27 protein-coding genes, 1 tRNA gene and 1 pseudogene are annotated in these 24802 nt (G+C 66.2%); 8 read left to right on the plus strand and 21 right to left on the minus strand.

Translation table 11 applies throughout. From position 1 onward, the window contains the following. Positions 1 to 114: 114 nt before the first annotated feature. The 11 genes from C560_RS0114075 to C560_RS0114125 form a co-directional block, all read right to left on the minus strand. Positions 115 to 510 (minus strand): FKBP-type peptidyl-prolyl cis-trans isomerase, encoded by a 396-nt coding sequence (locus C560_RS0114075; RefSeq protein ID WP_018772903.1) that lies wholly within the window; start codon positions 508 to 510, stop codon positions 115 to 117. Positions 511 to 558: 48 nt separating this feature from the next. Continuing rightward, on the minus strand, positions 559 to 1494 hold the full coding sequence (locus tag C560_RS0114080) for an FKBP-type peptidyl-prolyl cis-trans isomerase (RefSeq protein WP_026538698.1): 936 nt from the start codon (positions 1492 to 1494) through the stop codon (positions 559 to 561). 111 nt (positions 1495 to 1605) lie between these two features. Then, positions 1606 to 2970: a Pup--protein ligase gene (pafA, locus tag C560_RS0114085; RefSeq protein WP_026538699.1), complete on the minus strand. Its 1365-nt coding sequence runs from the start codon at positions 2968 to 2970 to the stop codon at positions 1606 to 1608. Between the two features lies 1 nt (position 2971). Further along, the gene (prcA, locus tag C560_RS0114090; protein ID WP_026538700.1) at positions 2972 to 3679 is read right to left on the minus strand and encodes a proteasome subunit alpha; all 708 of its coding nucleotides are present in this window, start codon (positions 3677 to 3679) and stop codon (positions 2972 to 2974) included. A gap of 1 nt (position 3680) precedes the next feature. Next, complete coding sequence (gene prcB, locus C560_RS0114095; RefSeq protein ID WP_026538701.1) at positions 3681 to 4523, minus strand: proteasome subunit beta; 843 nt, start codon at positions 4521 to 4523, stop codon at positions 3681 to 3683. An 86-nt stretch (positions 4524 to 4609) separates the two neighbouring features. Continuing rightward, positions 4610 to 4813 carry a ubiquitin-like protein Pup gene (locus C560_RS0114100; protein WP_026266331.1) on the minus strand — a complete coding sequence of 68 codons (204 nt, stop codon included), beginning with the start codon at positions 4811 to 4813 and terminating at the stop codon, positions 4610 to 4612. A gap of 90 nt (positions 4814 to 4903) precedes the next feature. After that, positions 4904 to 6577 carry a depupylase/deamidase Dop gene (dop, locus tag C560_RS0114105; protein ID WP_026538702.1) on the minus strand — a complete coding sequence of 558 codons (1674 nt, stop codon included), beginning with the start codon at positions 6575 to 6577 and terminating at the stop codon, positions 4904 to 4906. Continuing rightward, positions 6574 to 8385: a proteasome ATPase gene (arc, locus tag C560_RS0114110; protein ID WP_026538703.1), complete on the minus strand. Its 1812-nt coding sequence runs from the start codon at positions 8383 to 8385 to the stop codon at positions 6574 to 6576. Before arc ends, dop begins: the two co-directional genes overlap by 4 nt. A gap of 84 nt (positions 8386 to 8469) precedes the next feature. Then, on the minus strand, positions 8470 to 9570 hold the full coding sequence (locus C560_RS0114115; protein ID WP_026538704.1) for a tRNA (adenine-N1)-methyltransferase: 1101 nt from the start codon (positions 9568 to 9570) through the stop codon (positions 8470 to 8472). Between the two features lie 101 nt (positions 9571 to 9671). After that, positions 9672 to 10859 carry a site-2 protease family protein gene (locus C560_RS0114120; protein ID WP_026538705.1) on the minus strand — a complete coding sequence of 396 codons (1188 nt, stop codon included), beginning with the start codon at positions 10857 to 10859 and terminating at the stop codon, positions 9672 to 9674. Continuing rightward, positions 10852 to 11649, minus strand: a complete 798-nt coding sequence (locus C560_RS0114125) for an HAD family hydrolase (RefSeq protein ID WP_081801724.1) — start codon at positions 11647 to 11649, stop codon at positions 10852 to 10854. Before C560_RS0114125 ends, C560_RS0114120 begins: the two co-directional genes overlap by 8 nt. Before the next feature lie 153 nt (positions 11650 to 11802). Here C560_RS0114125 and C560_RS0114130 point away from each other — a divergent pair, with 153 nt between their 5' ends. After that, entirely contained in the window at positions 11803 to 12708 is a 906-nt protein-coding gene (locus C560_RS0114130) for a PAC2 family protein (RefSeq protein WP_018772914.1), read from the plus strand. Positions 12709 to 12857: 149 nt separating this feature from the next. Continuing rightward, complete coding sequence (locus C560_RS0114135; RefSeq protein WP_026538707.1) at positions 12858 to 13376, plus strand: DUF1269 domain-containing protein; 519 nt, start codon at positions 12858 to 12860, stop codon at positions 13374 to 13376. Between the two features lie 9 nt (positions 13377 to 13385). On the opposite strand, the gene mshC is transcribed toward C560_RS0114135, so the two are convergent. Together mshC and C560_RS0114145 are read right to left on the minus strand one after the other, a co-directional pair. Beyond that, a complete protein-coding gene (mshC, locus tag C560_RS0114140; RefSeq protein ID WP_026538708.1) occupies positions 13386 to 14666 on the minus strand; it encodes a cysteine--1-D-myo-inosityl 2-amino-2-deoxy-alpha-D-glucopyranoside ligase in 1281 nt (426 codons plus the stop codon). A 15-nt stretch (positions 14667 to 14681) separates the two neighbouring features. Beyond that, a complete protein-coding gene (locus C560_RS0114145; protein WP_026538709.1) occupies positions 14682 to 15515 on the minus strand; it encodes an undecaprenyl-diphosphate phosphatase in 834 nt (277 codons plus the stop codon). A 50-nt stretch (positions 15516 to 15565) separates the two neighbouring features. Between C560_RS0114145 and C560_RS0114150 the strand changes: the two genes are divergently transcribed. Next, the gene (locus tag C560_RS0114150; protein WP_026266333.1) at positions 15566 to 16501 is read left to right on the plus strand and encodes an aldo/keto reductase; all 936 of its coding nucleotides are present in this window, start codon (positions 15566 to 15568) and stop codon (positions 16499 to 16501) included. A gap of 29 nt (positions 16502 to 16530) precedes the next feature. Here C560_RS0114150 and C560_RS0114155 read toward each other — a convergent pair whose 3' ends face one another. After that, positions 16531 to 16803, minus strand: a complete 273-nt coding sequence (locus C560_RS0114155) for a hypothetical protein (protein ID WP_018772919.1) — start codon at positions 16801 to 16803, stop codon at positions 16531 to 16533. A gap of 39 nt (positions 16804 to 16842) precedes the next feature. Between C560_RS0114155 and C560_RS0114160 the strand changes: the two genes are divergently transcribed. Beyond that, a complete protein-coding gene (locus C560_RS0114160) occupies positions 16843 to 17076 on the plus strand; it encodes a DUF5703 family protein (protein WP_018772920.1) in 234 nt (77 codons plus the stop codon). 72 nt (positions 17077 to 17148) lie between these two features. Here C560_RS0114160 and C560_RS0114165 read toward each other — a convergent pair whose 3' ends face one another. After that, positions 17149 to 18312: an acyl-CoA dehydrogenase family protein gene (locus C560_RS0114165; protein WP_026538710.1), complete on the minus strand. Its 1164-nt coding sequence runs from the start codon at positions 18310 to 18312 to the stop codon at positions 17149 to 17151. Positions 18313 to 18328: 16 nt separating this feature from the next. Further along, entirely contained in the window at positions 18329 to 19645 is a 1317-nt protein-coding gene (locus C560_RS0114170; RefSeq protein WP_026538711.1) for a M20/M25/M40 family metallo-hydrolase, read from the minus strand. Between the two features lie 164 nt (positions 19646 to 19809). Here C560_RS0114170 and C560_RS0114175 point away from each other — a divergent pair. After that, positions 19810 to 19892, plus strand: a tRNA-Leu gene (locus C560_RS0114175). Between the two features lie 441 nt (positions 19893 to 20333). On the opposite strand, the gene C560_RS21950 is transcribed toward C560_RS0114175, so the two are convergent. After that, positions 20334 to 20759 carry a recombinase family protein gene (locus tag C560_RS21950; protein WP_231494356.1) on the minus strand — a complete coding sequence of 142 codons (426 nt, stop codon included), beginning with the start codon at positions 20757 to 20759 and terminating at the stop codon, positions 20334 to 20336. On the opposite strand from C560_RS21950, the pseudogene C560_RS23635 reads away from it, so the two are divergent. Then, positions 20758 to 20958, plus strand: a pseudogene (locus C560_RS23635) (DUF4158 domain-containing protein); the annotation flags it as partial. The gene C560_RS21950 and the pseudogene C560_RS23635 sit on opposite strands and share 2 nt — an antisense overlap. 310 nt (positions 20959 to 21268) lie before the next feature. Here the strand turns inward: C560_RS23635 and C560_RS0114190 are convergent. Beyond that, positions 21269 to 21592 (minus strand): hypothetical protein, encoded by a 324-nt coding sequence (locus C560_RS0114190; RefSeq protein WP_155855788.1) that lies wholly within the window; start codon positions 21590 to 21592, stop codon positions 21269 to 21271. A gap of 435 nt (positions 21593 to 22027) precedes the next feature. Here C560_RS0114190 and C560_RS0114195 point away from each other — a divergent pair, with 435 nt between their 5' ends. After that, positions 22028 to 22339, plus strand: a complete 312-nt coding sequence (locus C560_RS0114195; RefSeq protein ID WP_026538713.1) for a hypothetical protein — start codon at positions 22028 to 22030, stop codon at positions 22337 to 22339. A 65-nt stretch (positions 22340 to 22404) separates the two neighbouring features. Further along, the gene (locus C560_RS24100) at positions 22405 to 22974 is read left to right on the plus strand and encodes a hypothetical protein (RefSeq protein ID WP_231494357.1); all 570 of its coding nucleotides are present in this window, start codon (positions 22405 to 22407) and stop codon (positions 22972 to 22974) included. Between the two features lie 34 nt (positions 22975 to 23008). Here the strand turns inward: C560_RS24100 and C560_RS0114210 are convergent, their stop codons facing one another. The 3 genes from C560_RS0114210 to C560_RS0114220 form a co-directional block, all read right to left on the minus strand. Then, on the minus strand, positions 23009 to 23413 hold the full coding sequence (locus tag C560_RS0114210) for a hypothetical protein (RefSeq protein WP_026538715.1): 405 nt from the start codon (positions 23411 to 23413) through the stop codon (positions 23009 to 23011). A gap of 361 nt (positions 23414 to 23774) precedes the next feature. Next, positions 23775 to 23960, minus strand: a complete 186-nt coding sequence (locus tag C560_RS0114215) for a YegP family protein (RefSeq protein WP_026538716.1) — start codon at positions 23958 to 23960, stop codon at positions 23775 to 23777. Positions 23961 to 24041: 81 nt separating this feature from the next. Continuing rightward, a complete protein-coding gene (locus tag C560_RS0114220; RefSeq protein ID WP_026538717.1) occupies positions 24042 to 24563 on the minus strand; it encodes a hypothetical protein in 522 nt (173 codons plus the stop codon). Between the last annotated feature and the right edge of the window lie 239 nt (positions 24564 to 24802).

Below are 24802 nucleotides of genomic sequence, written 5' to 3' on the forward strand. Positions count from 1 at the left end.
TTTCCGATTGTTACCGCGCTTCGGCCCCTGGGGGATAAATCAGTCGGCTGATTAAGCCGGCGGAATCAGCCGGCTGGTTCAGCCACCGTGCGGGCCGCGTCTGTGTGGCGTCCGTTAGCGGACGGCGACGAGGTCCACGACGAAGATCAGGGCCTCGTTGGGGCCGATCGCCCCGCCGGCGCCACGGGAGCCGTAGGCAAGCTCGGACGGGATCTCGAGGCGGCGGCGGCCGCCGACCTTCATGCCCAGCAGGCCCTGGTCCCAGCCCTGGATGACCTGGCCGACGCCGACCCGGAAGTCCAGCGGCGCGCCGCGGCCCCAGGAGGCGTCGAATTCTTCACCGGTGGACCAGGCGACGCCCACGTAGTGGGTGGAAACGGTGTCGCCGGGCTTGGCCTCGGCGCCGTCCCCTTCGATGAGGTCGGTGATGACCAGTTCGGTGGGGACGTCTCCTTCGGGGAAGTCAATTTCCGGCTTCTCGCGGTCGAGGTTGCGCTGTCCAAATGACATGGTTACTCCTTTGAGGTGACGTGTAGTGACTGTCGTTGTTGCGGTGGATTACTTGACGCCGAGGATATCGACGACGAAGACGAGGTCGCCCTTGGCGTCGCCCTGGCCCTGGTCTCCGTAAGCGAGATCCTTCGGGACGACCAGGAGGACGCGGGAGCCGACCGTCTTGCCGGCCAGGCCCTGGGTCCAGCCCTTGATGACGCCGGTCAGCGGGAAGGTGGCCTTCTTGCCACTCTCGAAGCTGGAGTCGAAGACCTTGCCGGTGGCGAGGGCGACGCCGACGTAGTTCACGGTGATGGTGTCGGTTTCCTTGAGGGCCTGGCCCTTGCCGGTGATGAGGTCCTGGGAGACCAGCGCGGTCGGGGCCTTGACGCCGGTGACGGAGATCTCCGGGACGCCCTTGTCGTTTTCCTTGACGGTGGGCAGTCCGGCCGGCGGGGTGACGGCGTCGCCCTCAGGCTTGTCCAGGACCGGCGGGGCGTCCTTGGCGGCGAGCACCTTGACGATCAGCAGCTGGGTCGGTTTGGCCGCGGTCCCCTCGGCTGCGGCCTGGCCGGGAACGGCCAGGGCGAGGTGCGAGCCGATCTTGGCGCCCACGAACGCGTTGTAGATGACAGGGCTGCTGCCCTTGAGCTCGTCGTTCAGCTCCAGCGGCTCGGGATCGTTCGGGAACGTGTCTTCGAGGGTGGAGCCGTCCGTGCCGTTGAAAGCCACGATCGAAATGTCGGCGATCTGGTTGGCCTTGACCCGCTCGCCACCGCCCTCGGTGACCACCTTGACAGTGGGTTCCTTGACGTCGAGCGGCTTGGTGAAGTCGACGCCGGGGGCCTTCTTGTCACCGTTCTCGGTTAATTTGACCGAGTCCAGCTTGGCGGTCTCACCCGCGGACTGGCTGGTGGGTTCCGGAGCCGGAGGCGCTTCGCTGCCGCCGCAGGCGGTCAGCAGCAGCAGTCCGGGAAGAAGAATTGCTAGTAGTCGGCGCAATTGGAAACTTTCGTCGGGGCAGGGTGGACTCAGTGCCGTGCGGTTTCCCGTGGCAAAGATAGCAGCGGCCGCAAGGCGGCCCTACCCCAGAATAACGTGCGAAGCTGGGTATCAGCCCATCGAGTCCAGCAGCGCATCCACCCGGTCGTCCACGCTCCGGAAGGGATCCTTGCACAGAATGGTCTGGTGGGCGCGGTCGTTCAGCTTCAGATGAACCCAGTCCACGGTGTAGTCGCGGCCAAGCTCCTGGGCCCGCCGGACGAAGTCGCCGCGGAGTTTGGCGCGCGTGGTCTGCGGGGGTGCATCCACCGCGTCCTTGACCGCGGTGTCGTCCACCACCCGGCGCACGGCGCCGCGGGCCTGGAGCAGGTAGAAGAGGCCGCGGCCGCGGGAAATGTCGTGGTAGGTCAGGTCCAGCTGCGCAATTCTGGGAGCGTCAAGGCCCAGCCCGTGCCGTTCCCGGTAGTTGTCCATGAGCTTCTTCTTGATGGCCCAGTCCACTTCGGTATCGATCGTGCTCGTGTCGCCGCTTTCGATGGCGTCGAGCGTGCGCTCCCAGAGGTCCAGGATCAGCGGCACGTGGGGGTTGTGGGCACCGTGTTCGGCCACGAACGCGGTGACCTTGCCCAGGTACTCGCGCTGGATTTCCAGGGCCGTGAGCTGCCTGCCGTTGGCGAGCCGGACCAGTGCCCGGCCGCTGAGGTCGTGGGAGATTTCCCGGATGCTGCGGATCGGGTTCTCCATCCGCATGTCGCGCATGATCACCCCGGCCTCGATCATCCGCAGGATCAGGTCCACCGTGCCGATCTTGAGCAGCGCCGTTGTTTCGGACATGTTGGAGTCGCCCACGATCACGTGCAGGCGCCGGTAAAATTCGGCGTCCGCGTGCGGCTCGTCCCGGGTGTTGATGATGGGCCTGGAGCGGGTGGTGGCGGAGGAGACGCCTTCCCAGATGTGGTCGGCCCGCTGGGAGAACGCGAAGGTCGCCCCGTGCGGGGTCTTGAGGATCTTGCCGGCCCCCGCGATCAGCTGGCGGGTCACGAGGAAGGGGATGAGGATCTCCGCGAGCCGGGAAAATTCCCCGCGCCGCGGGATGAGGTAGTTTTCGTGGCTGCCGTAGGAGTTCCCGGCCGAGTCCGTGTTGTTCTTGAACAGGTAGACGGTGCCGTTGAAGCCCTCCGCCGCGAGCCGTTCCTGGGCTTCGTCCACGAGGTCGCACAGGATCAGTTCCCCGGCGCGGTCATGGGCGATCAGCTGGGCGAGGTCGTCGCACTCGGCGGTGGCGTATTCCGGGTGGGACCCGACGTCCAGGTAAAGGCGCGAGCCGTTGGTCAGGAAGACGTTGGAGGACCGTCCCCAGCTGACCACCTTGCGGAAGAGGTAGCGGGCCACTTCCTCCGGTGCCAGCGGCCGGGACTCCGGGCTTGAATAGGAAATTCCGAATTCGGTTTCGATGCCGAATATGCGCTTGTCCATCTCACTTCTCCTCAGCCAGCAATGCCACGATGTCCGGGTCCTCGAGCCGGCGGAAGGCGCGGCGGGTGCCGCGGCCGCTTTCAGAATCCCGGTCCAGTACCGCAACTTCCAGTGCGGATACCGGCAGGGTGGTGGTTTCCTTGTCCGCCACGAGTCCGGCGAGGGCCAGCCGGATGGCGCCCGCGAAGTCGAGTTCGCCCTGCCAGCCCGCCGCGACAGCCTCGGAGACCTTGTCCGCCTGGCCGCCCATCACGATAAAGCCGTGCTCGTCGGCAATGGACCCGTCAAAGGTCAACCGGTACAAATGGTCCGCCTCCTGGGACTGACCGACTTCGGCCACGGCCAGTTCCACCTCGAAGGGTTTCTGTTCGGCCGTAAACACCGCGCCGAGGCTCTGTGCGTACACGCTGGCGAGCCCTCGGGCCGTGACGTCCTCGCGGTCGTAGGAATATCCGCGGACATCGGCGTACCGCACTCCGGCTTGCCGCAAGCTCTCAAACTCGTTGTACTTCCCGACGGCGGCGAACGCGATTTTGTCGTAGATCTCGCCGATCTTGTGCAGCGACGGGGACGCGTTCTCTGCCACGAGGGCAATCCCGTCCCGGCAACTGATGACCACCACCGAGCGTCCGCGGGCGATGCCCTTCCGTGCGAAATCCGCACGGTCCTTCATCAGCTGTTCGGGGGATACATAGAACTGCTGGGTCATCTCAGGCCTCCCGCTGGGCGACGGCGCGGGATTCGATGACGCGGCCGGCCACGGCGGCAAGATCGCGGTCCGGGACGCGGAAGGCGCCTGTTCGGTTCACGATGTACACCACCGGCCACAGCTGCCGGACCGGGTCCGGGCCGCCCGTGGCCGAGTCGTCGTCGGCGGCGTCGTACAGGGCCTCGACGGCGACCGCCACGGCGTCCTGCTCCGAGAGGCCGGGACGCCACAGTTTCTTCAGCGCGCCGCGGGCGAACATCGAGCCGGATCCCACCGCGTGGTGCTCCTGTTCCTCGTAGCGGCCGCCCGTGACGTCGTAGGAGAAGAGCCGGCCGAAGCCTGCGGGCCGGTCGAATCCCGCGAAAAGGGGGACGACGGCGAGGCCCTGCATGGCCATGGGCAGGTTGCCGCGCACCATGGCGCCGAGCCGGTTCGCCTTGCCGTCCAGGCTCAGGAGCGTGCCTTCGATCTTCTCGTAGTGTTCGAGTTCAACCTGGAACAGCCGGGTGATGTCCAGCGCGATTCCGGCGGTCCCGGCGATGCCCAGCACTGAATACTGGTCGGCGGGAAAGACCTTCTCGATGTGCCGGCTCGCGATCACGTTGCCCATGGTGGCGCGGCGGTCCCCGGCCATCAGCACTCCCCCGGCATAGGTCATCGCCACGATCGTGGTCCCGTGCGGGACCTGCAGCGGTGCTCCCGGCTGTCCGGTGTGCCCGGCGGCGGGCAACTGGTTGAACGGCACTTGGCCGAAGGGCATTAGATCGGGCCGTTCGCGCTGCAGATGCTCGGTGAATGAGGACGTCGCGTTGGCTGCTACTCGGTTGGCTGTTGTTTCCTGCACTAACGCTCTCCCTCAACGTGGTGGATCAACGACTCTTCCGGCCCTTAGCCCCTCCCGCCGCCCTCATCCGGCGGCCGGCGGCGCTCCTACTGGCCGCCCTTTTGGACGAATGCGCGCACAAACTCCTCGGCATTGGACTCCAGCACGCCGTCGATCTCATCGAGGAGATCGTCGACGCCCTGGGTGGCTGCCGACGCCTGGGCGTCCGCCGGGGCCGGCGGCGCGGCGGGGACGTCCTCGTCAACCTCGGTGTCCCGCGACTGCGGCTGCTGCTGCTCCTGGCCTGCCATTGTCTTCTCCTTCATGTCCGTCCCTTTTCTCGTAAGGGACATCCTGTAGCAATAGTGCCACGCCCGGGGCGCCCGCGGGGGGCTTTGTTTTCAGGAACCGGGGCTGAGTCCGAGCAGTTCGGCCAGGAAGGTCCCGGCCTCCCGGTGCCGGGCAAACAGGCCGCCGGTGAGGGCTTCGGTTCCGCGCAGCGGCTCGCGGGTGGGGACCCGCTGGAGCCTGCCGCGGCCGGGGACATCGAAGATCACCGAGTCCCAGCTGGCCCCCGCGAGGTCCGCTCCGAACCTGCTGACGCAGCGCCCGCGGAAGTACGCCCGCGTGTCCGACGGCGGTTCGGTCACCGCACGCGCAATCGCGGCGTCGTCGACGATCCGGTGCATCCGGTCACGGGCCAGCAGCCGGTAGTAGAGCCCCTTTTCGGGGCGGATGTCGGCCCACTGCAGGTCCACGAGGCCGAGCCGCGCGTTGTCCCAGCCCAGGCCGTCACGCTGGCGGTAGCCCTCCAGCAGGGACAGTTTGGCGAGCCACTCGACCGAGGACGCGGCCGCCGCCCGGTCGCCGCCGAGCTCGCTCAGCGTTGCGGACCACCGCTCCAGGACCTCGTGGGTGTGTCCGTCACCGTCCACGGCGTCCGCGACGCCGGTGTCCTGCGCGTGCTTGGAGGCGGCCTCGAAATAGATCCACTGGAGATCCAGGGCGCTGATCCGCCGCCCGTCGCCCAGGCGCAGCAGCCCGCTGAGTGCGGTGTCGTGACTGACGGCCTGCAGCGCGGCGACGGGCTCGTGGACTTCAATCCGCGGCGCCAGCCTTGCCTCGATCAGGCTCAGGACCATGGCGGTGGTGCCGAACTTGAGGAAGTTGGACGCCTGGCTGAGGTTGGCGTCGCCGATGATGACGTGCAGCCTGCGGTATTTGTCCGCGGTGGCGTGGGGTTCGTCCCGGGTGTTGATGATGGGGCGCCGGATGGTGGTCTCCAGGCCCACTTCGGTTTCGAAGAAGTCGGCGCGCTGGCTGATCTGGTAGCCGGCCCGGGCGCTGTCCTGCCCCAGGCCCACCCGCCCGGCACCGCAGATGATCTGCCGGGTGACGAAAAACGGCGTGAGGCCGCGCACGATCTCGCCGAACGGCACCGAGCGGGGCATCAGGTAATTCTCATGCGAGCCGTAGGAGACCGACTTGTTGTCCGTGTTGTTCTTGTACAGGTTGATCGGCGGCAGTTCGGGATCGGCGGCGAGGCGCCGGACCGCGGCCAGGGCCACGAGGTCGCCGGCGGCGTCCCATGTGACGGCGGCGCGGGGGTTGGTCACCTCGGGGCTGGAGTACTCCGGATGGGCGTGGTCCACGTACAACCGCGCGCCGTTGCCCAGCACCATGTTCATCAGCAGCGTCCCGGACTCGTCCTGGCCGTCGGCTTCGAGTTCCTGCCGGCCGTAGGCGAGGGCGATCGCCTCGGCGTCGAGGACGGGCGGCTGGTCGGTGAGTTGTTCCGGGTCCGCGCTGGCGCGTTCCAGGGTCCAACCGCGGGCGTCGTGCAGCGGTTCCTCGTCGGTGTAGTCCCACCGGGTCTCGGCGCCGCCGGCGGCCCGCTGCCGGGTGACCTGGGCGTACGCCTGGATGACCCGGGCCGACATCATCGTGGCGTTGGCTCCCGGGGCCGAGGGCGCGTGGATGCCGTATTCGGTCTCCGAGCCCATCACCCGCATCGCCCCGCCGACCGGCAGCCCGCCCGCGGTGTCGGCGGGCTTGCCGGGGACAACAGCCGTCACAGGTACTGGCCTGTGCTGGGCATGGTCTCGATGGACTTCCCGGGCTCCTGGCCGGCCTTGCCCTGGACGATAGTGCGGATGTACGTGATGCGCTCGCCCTTCTTGCCGGAGATGCGTGCCCAGTCGTCCGGGTTGGTGGTGTTGGGCATGTCCTCGTGTTCACGGAACTCGTCCACGACTGCCCGGAGCAAGTGGTCGATCCGCAGGCCCTTCTGGCCGATGGTCAAAAGGTCCTTGATGGCGTACTTCTTGGCCCGGTCCACCACGTTCTGCACCACGGCGCCGGAGTTAAAGTCCTTGAAGTAGAGCATTTCGGTGTCGCCGTTGGCGTACGTGACCTCGAGGTATTCGTTGGACTTCTCGGTGGAGTACATCGCCTCGACGGTGCGCTGGACCATGGCGTCCACGGTCGCCTGCACGTCGCCGTTGTGTTCGGCGAGGTCGGTCTCGTGGAAGGGCAGGTCCGTGGTGATGTATTTGTTGAAGATGTCCGCCGCGGCCTCGGCGTCGGGTCGCTGGATCTTCACCTTGACGTCCAGGCGGCCCGGGCGCAGGATCGCCGGATCGATCATGTCTTCCCGGTTGGAGGCGCCGATCACGATCACGTTGTCCAGCCGTTCGACTCCGTCGATCTCGCTGAGGAGCTGCGGGACGATGGTGGTTTCGACGTCGGAGGAAATGCCGGTGCCGCGGGTCCGGAACAGGGAGTCCATTTCGTCGAAGAACACCACCACCGGGCTGCCCTCGGACGCCTTTTCCCGGGCGCGCGCGAAGATCAGGCGGATGTGGCGTTCGGTCTCGCCGACGTACTTATCGAGCAGCTCGGGTCCCTTGATGTTCAGGAAGTAGCTCTTCATGTCCGTCTTGCCGGCGCGCTCGGCGGCACGGGCGGCCAGCGAGTTGGCCACGGCCTTGGCGATCAGGGTCTTGCCGCAGCCGGGCGGGCCGTACAGCAGGATGCCCTTGGGCGCCTTCAGCCCGTGCTCCCGGTACAGGTCCGGGTGCAGGAACGGCAGTTCGACGGCGTCGCGGATCTGTTCGATCTGCGGGCCCAGTCCCCCGATGTCCTGGTAGGTGATGTCCGGGACTTCCTCGAGCACGAGGTTCTCCACCTCGGAGCGGGGGATCTTTTCCAGCGCGTACCCGGTCCGGGAATCGATGGACAGCGCGTCGCCGACCCGGAGCCGCTGGGCGAGCAGGGCGCCGGAGAGCCGGATGACCCGCTCCTCATCGGCGCGGCCCACCACCAGGGCACGGTCGGTCCCCAGCAGTTCCTTGAGCGTGACGAGGTCCCCGGCCCGCTCGTAGCCGAGCCCGGCGACCACCATCAGGGCCTCGTTGAGCAGGACTTCCTGCCCGACGGCGAGCTGGCTGATGTTGACCAGCGGGCTGATCCCCACCCGCATCTTGCGGCCGGCGTTGAAGATATCCACGGATTCTTCCGTGGCCGCCTGGCCGCTGTTCCCGGCCGTCGGCTGCCTTTTCGGGTTGAGGTGGAGGATGGTGCCGAAGCTGTACGGCGGCTGTCCCTCCTGGTCGAGGGCATTCTTCAGCCGCAGGATCTCGGCCTTGGCCGTTTCCAGCATGCTGACCAGTTTGGAATTGTTCTGCGTCGCGGCGGCAAGCTGGCGGTCAATGTGGCGGAGCTTGTCCCGGAGGATGTTGACCTGCCGCTCGGCGACGGACAGTTCATTGGCGGCATAGCGGTCGCCGTCGCCGGCCGCGGCGCGGGCCGCGTCCGTGCGGGCGGCAGCATCCGCTGCGTCCTCGGCCGGTGTGCGGCCCGGGTCAGTATTCGGAGTCTCCATCGTGCATCAGCCCCTTCCTGCTCTTCTGTTAAGACCATAGCCCTAAGAAGGCGGGTGCCGCTGGAGACATCCGAAATATGCTGCCTAGTTCGTTATCTCCGGGGTGTCGACGACGTTTGTTCCGGCGATTGCGTCGCGGGCGGCGCGGCGCAGCTTTTTGTCCGAGACCGCCCGCTCGCCCACAGCGCCCGGGGTCCAGGCATTGACGTCTTCTTCGTTAAAGTCGGTCTTGGAGGGGCGGCGCTTTACCGAGATGCCCGTGACGCCGTCGGCGAGCCGGCGGGTTACCAGCAGGAAGCCCGTGTGGGCGACCATGCGGTGGTCCGGGCGGACGGCCAGGCCTTCGAGATGCCAGCCGCGGACCATGGATTCCCACGCGTCGGGTTCGGTGAATCGTCCGTCCGCGCGGATGGCTTCGGCTGTCCGCGAAAGCTGCGTCACAGTCGCGACATAATTGATCCACACGCCGCCGGGGGCCAGGACGGTGGCGACGGCGTCGAGGCATTCCCACGGCGCAAGCATGTCCAGGACAACGCGGTCCACGGAGCCGGGTTCCTCGGTGCGCACCACTTCTTCCTGGAAGTCGCCAAGGGAGATCTTCCAGGCCGGGTGCGGGCCGCCGAAGATGGTCTCGACGTTGCCGCGGGCGATGTCCGCGAACTCCTGGCGGCGTTCGAAGGAATGCAGGTATCCGTTGTCCCCCACCGCGCGCAGCAGGGAGATGGACAGGGCGCCCGAGCCGACGCCGGCTTCGACAACGCGCGCGCCGGGGAAGATGTCCGCCATGGTCACGATCTGGCCCGCGTCCTTGGGGTAGACCACGGCCGCGCCGCGCGGCATCGAGAGCACGAAGTCCGAAAGCAGCGGGCGCAGGGTCTGGTACTGCTGCCCGACGTTGTTGACCACCACCGAGCCGTCAGGCTTGCCGATGATCTCGTCATGGTTCAGGAAGCCCCGGTGGGTGTGGAAGGCCCCGCCGACTTCGAGGGTGATCGTGTTCATCCGGCCGCGCTCGTCCGTGAGCTGGACGCGTTCGCCTTCGCGGAACGGTCCGCGGCGGCGCGCCGCGCCGGTGGCACCATTCGCGCCGGCCGCGGTGGTGCCTGCGGCAGTGTCAGTGCCGGTGGCGGTGTCAGTGCCGGCGGTGGTGGCGGTGTTAGTGCCTGCGGCGGTGTCGCTGCTCATGAAGATGTTCCTCGCTCCTGTAAAGCTGTGTGGCCGCGGACATGCCGGCGGGCACCGGTCTTTGCGCGTGGGGGCCGGAAATTCACGACCGCCCAGTAACTCTACCGGTTCTGGCCCTGGTTCTGGCGTTCGTTCCGGTACTTGCCCGTTACGACCCGGACGACGGCGGACTGGCGCAGCAGCCCGGTGACGGCACCCTCGCGGTTCACCACTGCGTACTCCTGGCCCTCGAGCTGGGCCAAGTACTGGACCAGTTCCTGGCCCCTGGACCATTCGGGGACATAGGCGCCCGCGCCAAGGGGGTAGGAGACCGCGGTCAGGGCGGTTGCTGCGGCCAGGCCGGCAGGCACGGTGGCTGCGGCGCCGGCGTCGACGATGGCCACGGGACGGCCGTCCCGGTCGCACAGCACCACGGCGGGCGTTCCTGCCGGCGCCCGGTCCAGGAAGTCCGCGACCGTGGCGGTTTCCGGGAGGCCGAGGGCGGGTTCGGCGAGGGCCGCGGCGTCGACGAGGTGCAGGCGGCCCCGCAGGCGGGCCTGCTGGATCGACGCCGACGCCCCCATCCACAGGAAGCTGCCCACCAGGGCGGTGATAAGGGTAAAGGAAATATCCGGCCGTGCGCCGCTGGCCAGGGGCAGGACAATAAACCACAGGGCCAGGGCAATCACGATGATCCGGCCCGCCCAGCCCGCGGCAATCGTGCCCTTTTCCTGGCTGCCGGTGGCTTTCCACACGGCGGACTCGACCAGCCGGCCCCCGTCCAGCGGAAGGCCGGGAAGGACGTTGAAGATGCCGATCAGCAGGTTGGCCCAGACGAAGATGTTGGCCAGGATATCGGCCACGCCATTCAGGTCCCCGTAGGCGAGCGGGAGCCAGCCTGCGCCGGCAAGGACGAAGTTCGCGGCCGGGCCCGCCATTGCCACCAGGACGGAGCGGCCAGGTGTGGCCGTGAAGCTCTGGAACTGGGTGTGGCCGCCCCAGAGGTTGAGGACAATTTTCTCCGTGGGCCACTTGAACAGCTTCGCGGTCAGTGCGTGCGCGAGCTCGTGGGCCAGCACGGATACCAGGAGCAGCAGCGCGTAGGCGAAGGCGACGAAGAAGGCGGTGACGCCGAGGCGCGGGTTGTTGCTCTGCAGGACCGGCCCGTAGGCGATCACCGTGAAGGCCGCGATGATGAACCACGAATACGCCAGAAACACCGGAATGCCGGCGATGCGGCCGAGCGGGATCCCCTCCCGGCGGGTGGCCGGAGTCTTGCCGGGCTGTCCCTGGCTGCCGGGGTCAGCCACGGACGTGACCCGCGGTCGAAAGTGCGGTCGAGAGTGCGGTCGGGTCCGATGCTAAGCGGCCGGTGGCATCCGCTGCGGCACCGAACGTGGCGTCCGGGAATTCGTGCCGCAGGGCGACGAGTTCTTCCAGGTCCGCGACTGTCCGGCCCTCCAGGGTGTCCCAAGTGGCGCGGCGGGGATCGTGCGGGAGAGGCAGGATGTGCGGAATTGCGACCGTGACGATGCCGGAGGCCACGGCGGCGGCGACACCCGGCACGGAATCTTCCAGAGCCACACAGTGGTGCAGGCCGAGTTCGGGGTCCTGCTGCTGCAGGAGCTCAACGGCCGTGAGGTAAGCCTCCGGGTGCGGCTTGCCCTGGGTGACAGTGTCCCCCGTGACGAGGAACTCGAAGTAGGGCTCGGGCAGGCTCGCAACGATCTCCCGGGCCAGCGGGGCCTCGGACATGGTGACCAGGGCGCAGCGGACGCCGGCGTTGTACAGCTCGTCGAGCAGTTCCCGGGCCCCGGGACGCCAGGGAATGGAGGTCCGGACCTGGCTGATCACGTGGCCGGTGAGGGTGTCAATGATCTCCCGCTGTTCCAGCGCCACGCCGGCTTCCTGCAGGATTCCCGCGGAAAACATCAGGGACTGTCCCACGAGCTGCATGGCCTGTGCGTGCGACCACTGTCCGCCGTGGGCTTCGACGAGTGCGTGTTCGGCTGCGATCCAGTAGGGCTCGGTGTCGACAATGGTGCCATCCATGTCCCAGAGCGCTGCTTTAAGGAGGGGCCGGGAAGCTGAGGATCGCATGCCTTCCAGTCTACGGGGAAGCCCTCGGCCGGGCGCCCGCGCTACGCCTACGGCGAATTCCGTCCGCCCGGGCGCGGGATTCCGGGCGGAATTTGCGGTGCCTTGGCGCGCGATTGCCTGCGCACGGCGGGTTCTTGGACGTAGGGTGATGGCATGAACAGCTTCGAGGCAGACCCCACCGAACCAGGCGCCGTCTCCGAGCCGGAGCGGCTGCTGCAGCCAGTGCCCGAGGGCCGGCGCATCACCGTCATGCTCGCGGCCTTCGAAGGCTGGAACGACGCCGGGGAGGCCGCCAGCGATGCCCTGCGCTACCTGAACAAGCTCTGGGGCGGCAAGAAGGTCGGGGCGATCGACGCCGACGAGTACTACGACTTCCAGTTCACCCGGCCCACGATCCGGCGGACGGCGGCCGGCGAGCGGAAGATCAAGTGGCCTTCGACGCGGATCTTCAAGGCCAGCGTCCCGGACTCGAATGTGGACGTCATCTTCGTCCAGGGCACCGAGCCGTCCTACAAGTGGCGTGCCTACACGGCGGAGCTGCTGGTGCATGCCGAGGCCCTGCATGTCGACTACGTCATCCTGGTCGGTGCGCTGCTGGCTGACGTGCCGCACAGCCGGCCCATTCCGGTCAGCACGTCCACGGACGACGCCGCCCTGCGTGAGCGGATGGACCTGGAGGCCTCGCAGTACGAGGGCCCGGTGGGAATTGTGGGCGTGCTCGGCGAGGTGGCACTGCTGGCCGGGCTCCCGACCGTGTCGCTCTGGGCGGCCGTGCCGCACTACGTGGCCCAGGCCCCGTCACCCAAGGCACAACTGGCCCTGCTGCACCGGGTCGAAGAGCTGCTCCAAGTTCCGCTGGACACCACGGAACTGGTCGAGGAGGCCGACGCGTGGGAGCGCGGCGTGGACGAGCTCGCGACAGAGGACCCGGAAATTGCCGCGTATGTGCGCCAGCTGGAGGAGGCCAAGGACACTGCCGACCTGCCGGAGGCCAGCGGTGAATCGATCGCCCGCGAATTTGAGCGCTACCTCAAGCGCCGGGGCAAGGACAAGCCCTAGCCGCATCTGCCTCATGGCGGCAGCCGGACCGGCCGCCTGCGGGGGTTCTCCCCCGGACCAGAGTCTTATGACCCTGCCGGCCCGCGCCTGTCGCGGCAAGAGTTGGACCTGGCCGCAGCGCCGGCCAAGAACTCAGTGGAGGGCACACCATGACAGATCACAACTACATCTTGTTCGTGTCGTCGTACGCCGACGAGGGCTCGGCGGCAGAGGATTTCAAGGCGATCAAGGGCATGGAGGACGCGGACGTGGCGGCTGCGGTCGTCCTGTCGCGTGACTCCTCGGGCAAGACCGAGGTCAAGGAGCACGGCGGCGGACTGGTCGCCGGCGGCACCACGGCCGGCGCAGTCGGCGGGCTGGTGGTCGGACTGTTCGCTCCGCCGCTGCTGCTGTCCGGCGTGATCGGTGCCGGAATCGGCGCAGGCGTGGGTGCCATCAGGAAGCGCCACGAGGAGAAGTCCATCGGCGTCAACGCGGAGGAGTTTCTGCCGCCGGGTTCCTCGGCGATCGTTGCGATCGTCGACGACCTCTACCTCGACCGCGTCGACAAGGCGATCAGCAAGGCCACCAAGAAGGTCAGCAAGGCCATCGACAGTGGTGACTACGACGCCGTCGTCAAGGCCGTGAACGAGGGCGACGAGAAGATCATCGAAGCCGCTTCGTCCTGACCGTTTGCCTTAGATTTCGACGCCGAGCAGGGCGTTGACGGCGTCGCTCACCAGCGCGGCGTCCGTGGCTGAGGCCTCCCCCGGGGCGGCCAGGGCAGACTTGGCCCAGGCATCGACGGCAGCGAGTGCGCCGGGCGCGTTCAGGTCGTTGGCGAGTTCGGTCCGCAGCCGGCCGATCAGGGCCGCGGCGGAGCCTTCCGGGGCCACGGCGAGGGCCTCGCGCCAGGTGCGGAGCCGGTCTTTGGCCTCCGCGAACCCGGCGTCGGTCCAGGACCAGTCCGTGCGGTAGTGGTGGGCCAGGATCGCCAGGCGGATCGCGGCAGGCTCTTCCCCGTCAGCGCGGAGCCTGGAAACCAGGACAAGGTTGCCCTTGGACTTGCTCATCTTCTCCCCGTCGAGGCCCACCATGCCGGCGTGCGCGAAGTGGCGGGCCAGCGGCACGCCGGCCAGTGAGTACGCGTGCCCGGCACCCATTTCGTGGTGCGGGAAAATAAGGTCCGAGCCGCCGCCCTGGACCGTGAACGGCTTGGGCAGGTACTCCTGGGCGATCACGGTACATTCGACGTGCCAGCCGGGCCGGCCCTCCCCCAGCTCGCCGCCGGGCCAGCTGGGCTCGCCCTCGCGGGCAACCCGCCAGAGCAGCGGATCCAGCGCCTGGCGCTTCCCGGCCCGGCCAGGGTCGCCACCGCGTTCGGCGAAGAGTTCCAGCATTTCGGCGTCGGACAGTCCGGAAATGGATCCCAGGGTCCAGGCGTCGACGTCGTCCGTCGAGTGCTTCCCGGCGGCTTCGACGTCGTAGTAGACGTCGCCGTCGGGCTCGCCGCCGGTGCCGGGGACGCGGTACGCGAGTCCGTTGCGCAGGAGCCGCTCGATGGCGGGAACGATCAGGGGAACGGCCTCGACGGCACCGATGTAGTGGTCCGGGGCGAGGACGTTCAGGGCCTCCATGTCGGTCTGGAAGAGCTCGATTTGGCTCGCCGCGAGATCGCGCCAGTCGACGCCGGTGGCCGTGGCGCGCTCCAGGAGGGGGTCGTCGACGTCGGTCACGTTCTGGACGTAGGCGACTTGCTGCCCGCCGTCCCGCCACGCGCGGTTGAGGAGGTCGAAGGCGACATAGCTGGCCGCGTGGCCCATGTGCGTGGCGTCATAGGGGGTGATGCCACAGACATACATGGACTGCTCACCCGTGGCCTCCAGGGTGACGATCCCGCCCTTGGCGGTGTCGAAGAGACGCAGGGCGGGCATGCTGCCGGGGAGCTGGGCAACAGGGCGGGAGATCCAGGATTTCACAGCCCAAGCCTAGTGCTAGGCGCTGATGACATTGAAACCGAGCAGCAGGAACAAGGACATTCCCAGGATGATCCGGTACCAGACGAAGAGCCGGTAGCCGCGGGTGGAGACGTATTTCAGGAACCAGCCGATGATGACGTAGCCCACAATGAAGGCGATCACGGTGGCCAGGGCCGTTTCCGGGAGACCGTACGGGCCGGTGATGCCTTCCTTGGAGACCACCTTGTACAGCTGGTACAGGCCGCTGCCGAACACGGCGGGGATGGCCAGCAGGAACGAGTACCGGGCCGCCGCCTCACGGGTGTAGCCCATCAGGAGCCCGGCGCTGATCGTGCCGCCGGAGCGGGACACACCGGGGAACAGGGCCAGGGCCTGCGCGAGACCGTAGTAGAGGCCGTGTTTGTAGGTCAGCTGCGTCAGTTCGCGGTCCTGCCGGCCGATGGTGTCGGCCACCGCGAGGACCATGCCGAAGACAATCAGCATGGTCGCGACGCCCCACAGGCTGCGCAGTACCGATTCAATCTGGTCCTGGAACAGCAGGCCCAGGACGATGATCGGGATGCTGCCGAGGATCACAAGCCAGCCCATGCGCGCATCCGGGTCCTGCCGGGACACTTTGCCGGTCAGCGAACCGGCCCAGGCCCGGATGATCCGCAAGATGTCGCGCCAGAAATAGACGATCACCGCCGTCTCGGTGCCCAGTTGCGTGATGGCCGTGAAGGCGGCGCCGGGATCGGACGCTTCCGGGAGGAAGGCGCCGACAATCCGCAGATGGGCGCTCGAGGAAATCGGGAGGAACTCGGTCAGCCCCTGTACCAGGCCCAACAGAGCCGCTTGTATCCAGTTCACGTTTATAGACCCTACGTTACGAAGCTGCCCGACCCCGTAAGCTAGCTGACATGCAGCAGCGTTATGTCGGCAACAGTGGGTTGCGCGTGTCCGCCCTATCCCTTGGCACCATGTCCTGGGCCAGGGAAACCGAGGAACAGGATGCCGCCGCCCTGGTGCGATCCTTCGTCGATGCCGGCGGAACCCTGATCGATACGGCGGCGTCCTACGCCGACGGGCAGGCCGAGGCGATGCTCGGCGGAATACTGGGCGACGTCGTGGCGCGCTCCGAAGTGGTGATCTCCACGAAGGCCGGACTCACGACGGCGGACGGGCGCCGCAGCGTCGACACCTCCCGCAACGGCATGCTCTCGGGGCTGGACGCGAGCCTTGCCCGGCTGGGAACCGATTACGTGGATCTCTGGTTCGCGCACGCCTGGGATTCGAATGTTCCGCTGGAGGAAACCCTGTCCGCGTTGGACCACGCAGTGCGGTCCGGCCGGGCACGTTACGCCGGCGTCTCCAACTTCAACGGCTGGCAGACCGCAAAGGCCGCCGCGATCGCAGGCTTCCCCCTCGTGGCCAACCAGTCCGAGTACTCGCTCCTGCAGCGCAACGCGGAGATTGAGTTGATTCCGGCCATCGAGGACGCGGGGCTGGGCCTGATGGCCTGGGCTCCGATCGGACGCGGCGTCCTGAGCGGCAAATACCGCGGCCACATTCCGGCTGATTCCCGCGCCGCGAACCAGCGGCTGGCGACCTACGTGGAGCCCTATCTCGAGGGACCGGCGTCAAGCGTGGTGGAGGCCGTCGCCATGGCGGCGAAGGGGCTCGGCCGGACCGCCCTGGATGTGTCGCTGAGCTGGCTCCTGTCCCAGCAAGGCGTCGCGACCGCCGTTGTCGGCCCCCGGACACCGGTTCAGCTCAAGGAAATCCTGGATTCGGCGCTCGCGCCGCTGCCGCCGGAGATCGCGCAGGCGCTCGAAGACGTGTCCGACCCCGGCTGAGGGCGGTCCCCGGAGATCCGCAGGTCCCCCTAGTTCTCCGAATTCTGCAGGATCTCAAGATCCTCTTCGTCGTCGACATCGTCTTCGTCGTCGTCTTCGTCGCCGTCGATCACTTCGAGCGGCGTCACTTCCCCATACGCCTCGTACAGCGCATCGTCGTAGACTTCAAAGGCATCGGCAACGGCGAAGAACGCCGCCTCGACCGCGGGATCCCCGTCACTTCTGCGGGCGGAGGCCGCCGCCAGGTGTTCTTCCAGTGCAGAGGTCAGGGACTGAAGCGCGACACGCGGATCGATGCTCATGACTTCACGTTAGTCGGAAAAAGACGAAAATGGAGAGCAATGAAAGAACATTTTCTGAGCAGCTCGGTCCGGCGGGAACGGGACTATGTGAAGCAGTACGAGTACCTCGTGCTGACGGTCGGCCCTGAGGATTCGCTCCCCGAGGCCCGCCGCCGGCTCGTGGAGCATTCCGAGTACGGCAAATGGGAACTGGAACGCAGCCGCCTCTACGTGGGCGGCGGAAGGCGTTTCTGGCTGCGCCGGAAAGTCATCCAAGTCCAGCGCACCGTCTAGGCCGCCGCGGACCCCGGCCGCACATCGGCCGGGATCGGCAGCCGCGAACGCCGCAGGGAGTCCGGGGCCGCCCTAGGGCGTCTCCAGAGGGCCCAGCCAGGCGTTCGCCACGGTATTGTGCGCCGACTCGTCATCTGAGGGATGGAACATGCCTGCGAGCACGTCCCGGTACAGCCGCTCCAGCTCGGAGCCGCGGAAGTAGCTGGAGCCGCCGGACACCCGGATAGCGAGGTCCACCACGGTCCGCGCCGTTTCCGTGGCCCAGACCTTGAGCCCCACGAGCCGGGGGAACCATTGGCTGCCGTGGTCCGCGAGGCCGTCGACGTCGGCCGCCACCCGGGACAGCTGCGGGTAGAGCGCATCCATGGCCATCGCCGCCTCTGCCACCTTCCATCGGATGTCCGGGTCCTGGGCGTAGCTGCGGCCGCCGTTCTTGAACGATGTCCGGCGCTGCACCGCTTCGACCCCGAGCGTGAGGGCCCGTTCGCCGATTCCCGTGTACACCGCGGCGAGGAGGGTCTCGAAGCAGGCGAAGATCGCGAAGATCAGGGGGTCGGCGTTCGGGCCCACCGGCAGTTTCCGGAAGATCCGTTCCGCGGGCACTACGGCGCCGTCGAGAACGGTCGTGTTGGACTGGCTGGCCCGCATGCCGAGCGTGTCCCAGTCGGGCAGGATCTCGTAACCGGGGGTTTCCCGGGTGATGAACCCGTGGACCAGTTGCCCGGCGCCGTCCGCGGCGTTGGCGTCCTTCCCGAAGATCCCCAGCCGGGTCCACGCCGGGGACAGGCTGGTGAAGATCTTGCGGCCGGTGAAGCTGTAGCCGCCACCGGGCAGCGGGACGGCCTCCGTGCGGGAATCGAACAGCACGGAGTCGTTGCCGGCCTCCGAATTGCCGAACGCGAAGACCTCACCCTGCGCCGCTTCCTTGAGGATGAAATCCAGCGAGGAGTCACCGCGGGCGGCAAGGACCTGGCCGACGCCGGTCCACACCAGGTGCATGTTCACGGCCAGCGCCGTCGCCGGCGCCGCGGTCGCCAGCCTGCGTTGCAGCTGCGCCGCTTCCGCCAGCCCGAGCCCGAGTCCGCCGTCGACCGCGGGGACGAAGATTTTCAGGTAGCCGGCCGCCCTGAGGTCCGCGAGGTCCTCGTGGAAGAAGGCGTTGTCGCGGTCGTAGCCGGCGGCGCGGCCGCGGATCCGTTCCAGCAGCGGCGCGCTGAGGATGTCCTCGGGCGTCATGGCAGGCGGTGTCCGCTCAGTAGTTGGTGAGCAGGGTGTCCAGCACCCGCGCACCGAATTTCAGGGAGTCCGCGGGGACCCGTTCGTCGACGCCGTGGAACATGCCGGTGAAGTCGAGCTCGTCCGGAAGCATCAACGGGGCGAAGCCGTAGCCGGTGATGCCGAGCCGGCTCAGGGACTTGTTGTCCGTGCCGCCGGAGAGCGTGTATGGCAGCACCTTGGCGCCCGGATCCTCGGAGTGCAGGGCATCGATCATCGAATCGACGAGGTTGCCGGCGAACGGCACCTCCAGCGAGACGTCGTTGTGCACGTAGCTGATGTCCACGCCGGTGCCGGCGAGTTCGCGCACGATTTCCAGCACCTGCTGTTCCTGCCCGGGCAGGGTCCGGCAGTCGATGAGGGCCTCGGCCGATTCCGGAATGACGTTGTGCTTGTAGCCGCCTTTGAGGAGGGTGGGGTTGGTGGTGTTCTGCAGTGTGGCGCCGACAAAGCGGGCCACCGTGCCGAGTTCCTTGAGGATCTTGTCCGGATCATCGGGATCGAATTCGACGCCGGTGAGTTCGGTGACGCCGTCGAGGAACTGCCGGGTGGTCGGGGTGAGCTCGATCGGCCAGTTGTAGGCACCAATCCGGGAAACCGCGCCGGCAAGCCTGGTCACGGCGTTGTCGGTGTTGATCTGGGAGCCGTGGCCTGCGCGGCCGTGGGCCACAAGGCGGAGCCAGGAGAGGCCCTTTTCCGCCGTCTGGAGCAGATAGGTGCGCTGGCCGCCGATGGTGGCGGAGAATCCGCCGACTTCGGAGATCGCCTCCGTGGCGCCCTCAAAGAGTTCGGGCCGCTTTTCGACGGCGTAGCGGGCGCCGTAGGTGCCGCCGGCTTCCTCGTCGGCGAAGAACGCGAAGATGAGGTCGCGCTTGGGCTTGCGTCCCGTGCGGGCGAAGTTGCGCAGCACGGACAGGATCATGGCGTCCATGTCCTTCATGTCCACGGCGCCGCGTCCCCAGATCAGGCCGTCCTTCAATTCGGCTCCGAAGGGGTCAACCGACCACTGTTCGCGCAGGGCCGGGACGACGTCCAGGTGGCCGTGGACCACCAGGGCGCTGGCGGAGGCGTCCTCCCCCGCCAACCGGGTGACCACGCTGGCGCGGCCGGGGGCGGCTTCGAAGATTTCGGCGTCCAGCCCGACTTCGGCCATGAGCCCGGCGGTGTATTCGGCGGCCGCGCGTTCACCGGGGCCGGAGCCGTCGCCGTAGTTGGACGTGTCGATCCGGATCAGCTCCTGGCAGATCCTGACGACCTCGTCCTCAGGCCTGGTTTCGGTCCGGTTGTCAGTCATAGCGGCTCCTCGTGGCGGGTGGCTCAATTGCTTGCTTCAGCCTACCCACACCACCCCCGCGGACCCCGATTATTTGTTTCCGGAAAAGTCGTGCTAGAGTCTTTCTCGCTGCTTCCGAGAAAAGCAAAACGCTGAAAGGCGAAACGAACTCGGAATTACCACCTGCGCGGGTGGCGGAATGGCAGACGCGCTAGCTTGAGGTGCTAGTCCTCGAAAGGGGGTGGGGGTTCAAGTCCCCCTCCGCGCACAAGGGAAAACCCCTGGAATCCAAGGATTCCAGGGGTTTTTTTCTGTCTCCGACCACGCGAGTTCCAGTTTCAAGAAAGGGACGCTCACACGAACTTCGTCATGCGGGACCAGATGTAGCTACAGCCTGCAACAACAACGCCCAGACCCCGCACCGTGAGGGTGAGACCGGCATCCAACGGCACCGGGAACAGGGTTCGGGGACTGAACCCGCCCCAAAGTTGAAGACGGCACGTCCAGCGGTAGTCAGGATATTGCGAGGGTCATAGGGGCCCGCGAACGGAACGACCATGAGGAAGACTCCGGCCACGAGACCAGGATTCAGTGTTGTTCGAGTCGCCAGTCCAACGAACAATCCCAGGAGCCCATTTGAGCAGCGTGGTTTTTCCCGCCCCGTGGTCCCCTTGAATCAGATGCAGCCCCGAGCAGGGAAAGGCTACGGTCAGGTTCTCGAGAGCTGTCGTCCGTCTGTAGCTCTTTGAGAGATTTTCGATGTGCAGCACGGGGCCTCATTCGGTGGGGTGGACGGATCTACGCCGTCGAACAGCGAATACAGGGCGATGCCCTTCTTGGTCATCTCGTCGACGGTGTTCAGGACATCGATGAGGGACCTGCCCAGTCGGTCGATCCGCCAGCAATAGACCTGGTCCCCGTCACGGGCGTACTTGAGCAGCTCGGTCAGGCCGGGACGTTCCTTGGCGGTCTTCGCCGCCGACATGTGGTCGATGAAAATCTTGTCCTCGCCAACGCCCGCCTCGACCAGGGCGGCAATCTGCATGCGTGCGTCCTGGTCAGTGGTGCTGACCCGCGGGTACCCCAGTTTCATGTCCATCGCCACGATTGCTAGCGTCGATCGTTGAGAGAGCATGGCTGGTGAATATTTAACGGCTGCCGAGGAGGCGGCGTACGGGCGGTATGCGCATAATGCTCAGGAGCAGTCGGTGTTGGAGCGGTTTTTCTTCCTCGATGGTCTGGATCGCGAATTGGTGGCGAAGCGGAGGGGCGACCACAACCGGCTCGGGTTCGGACTCCAGCTTGTGACCGTTCGTCATTTGGGTGCTTTACTGCGCCGAAACTTGCCCGGCATCCGGACACCATGCGGACCGCGACCTTGCTGGCCACGCTGACATGGCTCGAAACGAAAGCCACCGATGACGTACTGGAACTCTTCAGATGCCAGGATGGCCAGGGTCCACAGGGCGGGTCTGTCGGCGTCGGCGGGTGCTCGTGGGCTCAACCTACGGCACCGCCTTATCAGGTACTACTCCCTCGCATTTTTTGTGGTTTATGCAGAGGTGAAGGACGGCAGAAACCCCCGGGAATCATTGGATTCCCGGGGGCTTCTATGTCCACTAGCCACGTGCAGCTGGGTTGGTGTCAGAATCCGCCGCCGCCGTTGTAGCCGCCGTTGGCTCCTGTGGCGGTTGGGTTGGTGCTGCCGCTGTGGGGCGCGGTGTGGTTATGGCTGTCGCGTGCGTCAAAGTGCGGGTGCTTGTCGGTGAAGAGAATGTAGTTCAGCTTGGCTGCCAGGCCGGGCTTTCGCGGTTGGTCGGTGCCTTCGGCGGGTGCGGCTTCCGCCTGGAGGTTGGAGTTCCCTGCGATCCTCTTGGTCGTGCGTCGGTGGATGACGGTGAAGTAGATCGCTGTTGCGATGAGGGCTGCGATCATTAAGGCCGCGAATGCTGCCTGGGGTGTGGTCATGGCTTCATTGTCCCTCCCGCCCCCGGTCGGGGGTGGATATTTGCCATTGGATTGCTCCGCTAGAGCGTGGTCAATTATTCGTCCCCTCCCTATTTGCCCATGCAGGAAGGGGCCCAAAAAATTGGTCACCCAAACCTGAGGACAATCAAAGGTCCTACGTCTATGCTCAGGTTCAGCGTTCATTCTCTAGGGGGAATAATGGATCGTGCTCGGCATCTGCCACTCAAAATTTCCGTTCTACTGGCTTCGCTGCTCATGACCTCATGTGCAGCGACGCCACCTGGCGGGCAGGCCACGCCGACGCCCCTCTCAGCATCCGCTCAAGCTGACAAGAGTGCACCCACTCCCCTCCCGGCCACCACATCCCAGCCGCAGGAAACGTGCGCCCCATTCCTGCCGGAAGCGCCGTGCGCCACATACGACAGCGTCTCAGCCGTGTCGAACGGTAAAGCCCTCCCGTGGGCGGCGAACGGAGCCGTCAAGGCTCAGCTCACGTCCATCAACGGTGAGCTGCTTCTGACCGTGCGGACCCCATGCGGGCCCCTGGGTGCCCCGGTGGTCATCAAGGGGAACATACTCACCGTCGCCGGGAAGATCGCGATGAGCGCTGAGGGATGTGTAGGCGCTGAGGGTTACCAGCGACTCTGGGTTCAGGAATTCCTGAAACGGCCCATTGCAATGACGTATCCAAACGGCAAGCTGCTCTGGTCGAGCGGCGACGATTCGATCAGCTTCAAGGCAGAGTAACCATCCCATTCGCACTTAACGGACCCCGTCACGGCGGTCCGTTTCTTTGACCTACCCATTTCCGCATGAGAAACCAAGGAAGCAATCAACAACGGGGGAACAATGAAGTACGTTTCGAAGCCAAGGCGCGCGGCATCACCGCCACCTTCGGCGAAAGGCCCTACTCGCTCCCCGAGATCCGGGCGGCCATCAAGAAGATCGACGCGAAAAGGGAGCAATGGCAGCCGCGCGGTTCCAGGTTGACGGAATCGTTGGCGTCCGTGACGCCAGCGGCGCCATCGCTGTCGAAGGGCACTCCGTCACCGCAGCGGCCGCCAGTGGGGCAGCTACTAGCGGAGCAGCGGGACAACATAGCCCTGATACTCATCGGCATGCCCGGGATTGAAAAATGGTTCAGCCGCTATGCAGAGCTCTACAGCAGGGTCGGGTTCGCCCACGAATACCGCCCACTGGCCCAGGAAGAACTGAATTTCGTCCTCGAGCTCCGATGGCACAAATTCGGCCAGACCCTGAACTCCGAAGATTTCACCGATTCCCAGGCCATCGCGGCCGTCGCCCGGATCACACGAGGCAACTTCCGCCTCATCGACCGGCTCTTCACCCAAATCGAACGGGTGCCGCACCGCCGGCACTAGCCGCGCACGGTGCGGCAAAGGCCTTTGGAAACCGCTACAGCCCCGACACTGTGCGAGCCGTCTGCATCAGGTGGTCCATTTTGGAGGTGAAAGTCTCATCGGCGCCGAAGAACGTCTTATCCGTCAGCCTCCACCCAAATCGGTCGAAGACCGCCGCCGTGACTTCCGATCCCCCTTCGAGCGCAGGCCGCACAGACAGCGTGAGGCCGACGGGGGCGTTGTCCTGCCCCCAGGGAATGAGCTCTCCCCAAGCTTTGTACAGAAGTTTCGATCCGGCGAAGACCTGGATGTCATCGTCTGTCGTTTGAACCGCGTACCGCTTATCGCTGAAGGCTTCTAGCAACTGGGCTTTCAGGTCTTCAGGGCTCAATGGCGTAAACCATGTCTCCGAGCGGTGGAAAATCGGATTGCCGATTCCTTCTCGGCCCTGTTCCTCCATCGAGCTTCCCCCTTTCGCAGTCGTCAATGTCTGTACTATCCGCATCTCTGCCTCTGAGGGGAGGCCCCGGACCGGTATGCGGTCCGGGGTCTCCTATTGTCTCGCCGGGTGGCCTGCCACTTTCCCGGCTTGAGCTTGAACGTCTGACGCTCGGTCAGCCGACGTTTCTGCCGGGCCGACCGAGCCACAGGAACCCGGCGGACACCACCATCTGGACGGAGCAACCCTGCTGCGCGTCAACGGCAAGCTGTCCCCGAGCGTGAACGCCCAGTACACCGCCGCGTTCGGCAAATAGTCCCCTACCCGTACAGAAGCCCGGTCACCCCTCGAGGTGGCCGGGCTTCTTCATGCCTGGCTCCAGTCAGGACTCTTCGGTGAGGTCCGCGATGTCAGACCCGGCGTTCTTCTTCACGGATTCGTTACCGCCCAAGGCGCTGGCCTTGGTCTTGTAGCTCTCCAAGGAGGCGATCGTTTCGCCGTTGCCTGCCTTGAGCCTGAACCGGAAGCCGCCGGACTTGTCCTTGTAGACCTCGAACTTGCCTGCCATGAGCATTCCTTCGGTTGATCTGCCGGCCGCGCGGACCGCTGACCACATCCCACCTGCGGCCCGGGGTCGGGAATGCCGCGCCTACGGCGCCAGCAGGGCGCAGATGTCCGTTATTTTGCCCGGCCCGGTCATTCCCCCATTCGGGTATGCGGGTCCGAATTCAGTCCACGTCACTTGACCCACCGAGAGAAACAGGCCAGGTGTGCCGTAAACGGGTGGAACGTACATCACGTTCCACCCGGTCGACTTGAACACAATGTCGAAGGAGGGTTCGAGCTGAAGTGCCACCCTGTAGGTCCCGTTGAGTTGGTAAGTCACCGTTTTTGGCGTCGCCGTGACGGACGTGAAAGTTTCAGTGGTTGCGGCGCCCGTAATAGTAACGACTGGTAGGGGCTTGGAAGGAGCAGCAGGCCAGAAGGCCCAGTCAATGACTTTGCTCTTGCCAGTCGCCGTGGCGTTGACCATGAAGCCAGGGCACTGGTACTGAACGGTTGACGGATCGTTGGGTGTCGGTGGGCCTGCAGTCGGTGGGTCTGCAACGGCGGCGCCCGTCCCGGCGAAAAGGGCGAGCAGGAGGACGATGGGTAGGAGTGCGCGCCTCATGGGGTTGCTCCTTCGTAGCTTGCGAAAAAAGTCCCCCCAATGGGCACGGGAAAATCCCTGACGAATGTCTGCGCATCATAGGCTCGCGGCGCGGGCCCGACAAGCGTAGTACCTACTCGCTTAGCGAAGCCGGCTCATTGCGGCCCGCCAACGGTGAGCCGCGCGAGGACATCCGCACACATGAGACCCATGACCTCCCTTCGAGATGAAGCCCAGAACCCCGAGACGTCTCCCGCGCG

The organism is Arthrobacter sp. 9MFCol3.1 (assembly GCF_000620385.1).
Lineage (GTDB): Bacteria > Actinomycetota > Actinomycetes > Actinomycetales > Micrococcaceae > Arthrobacter.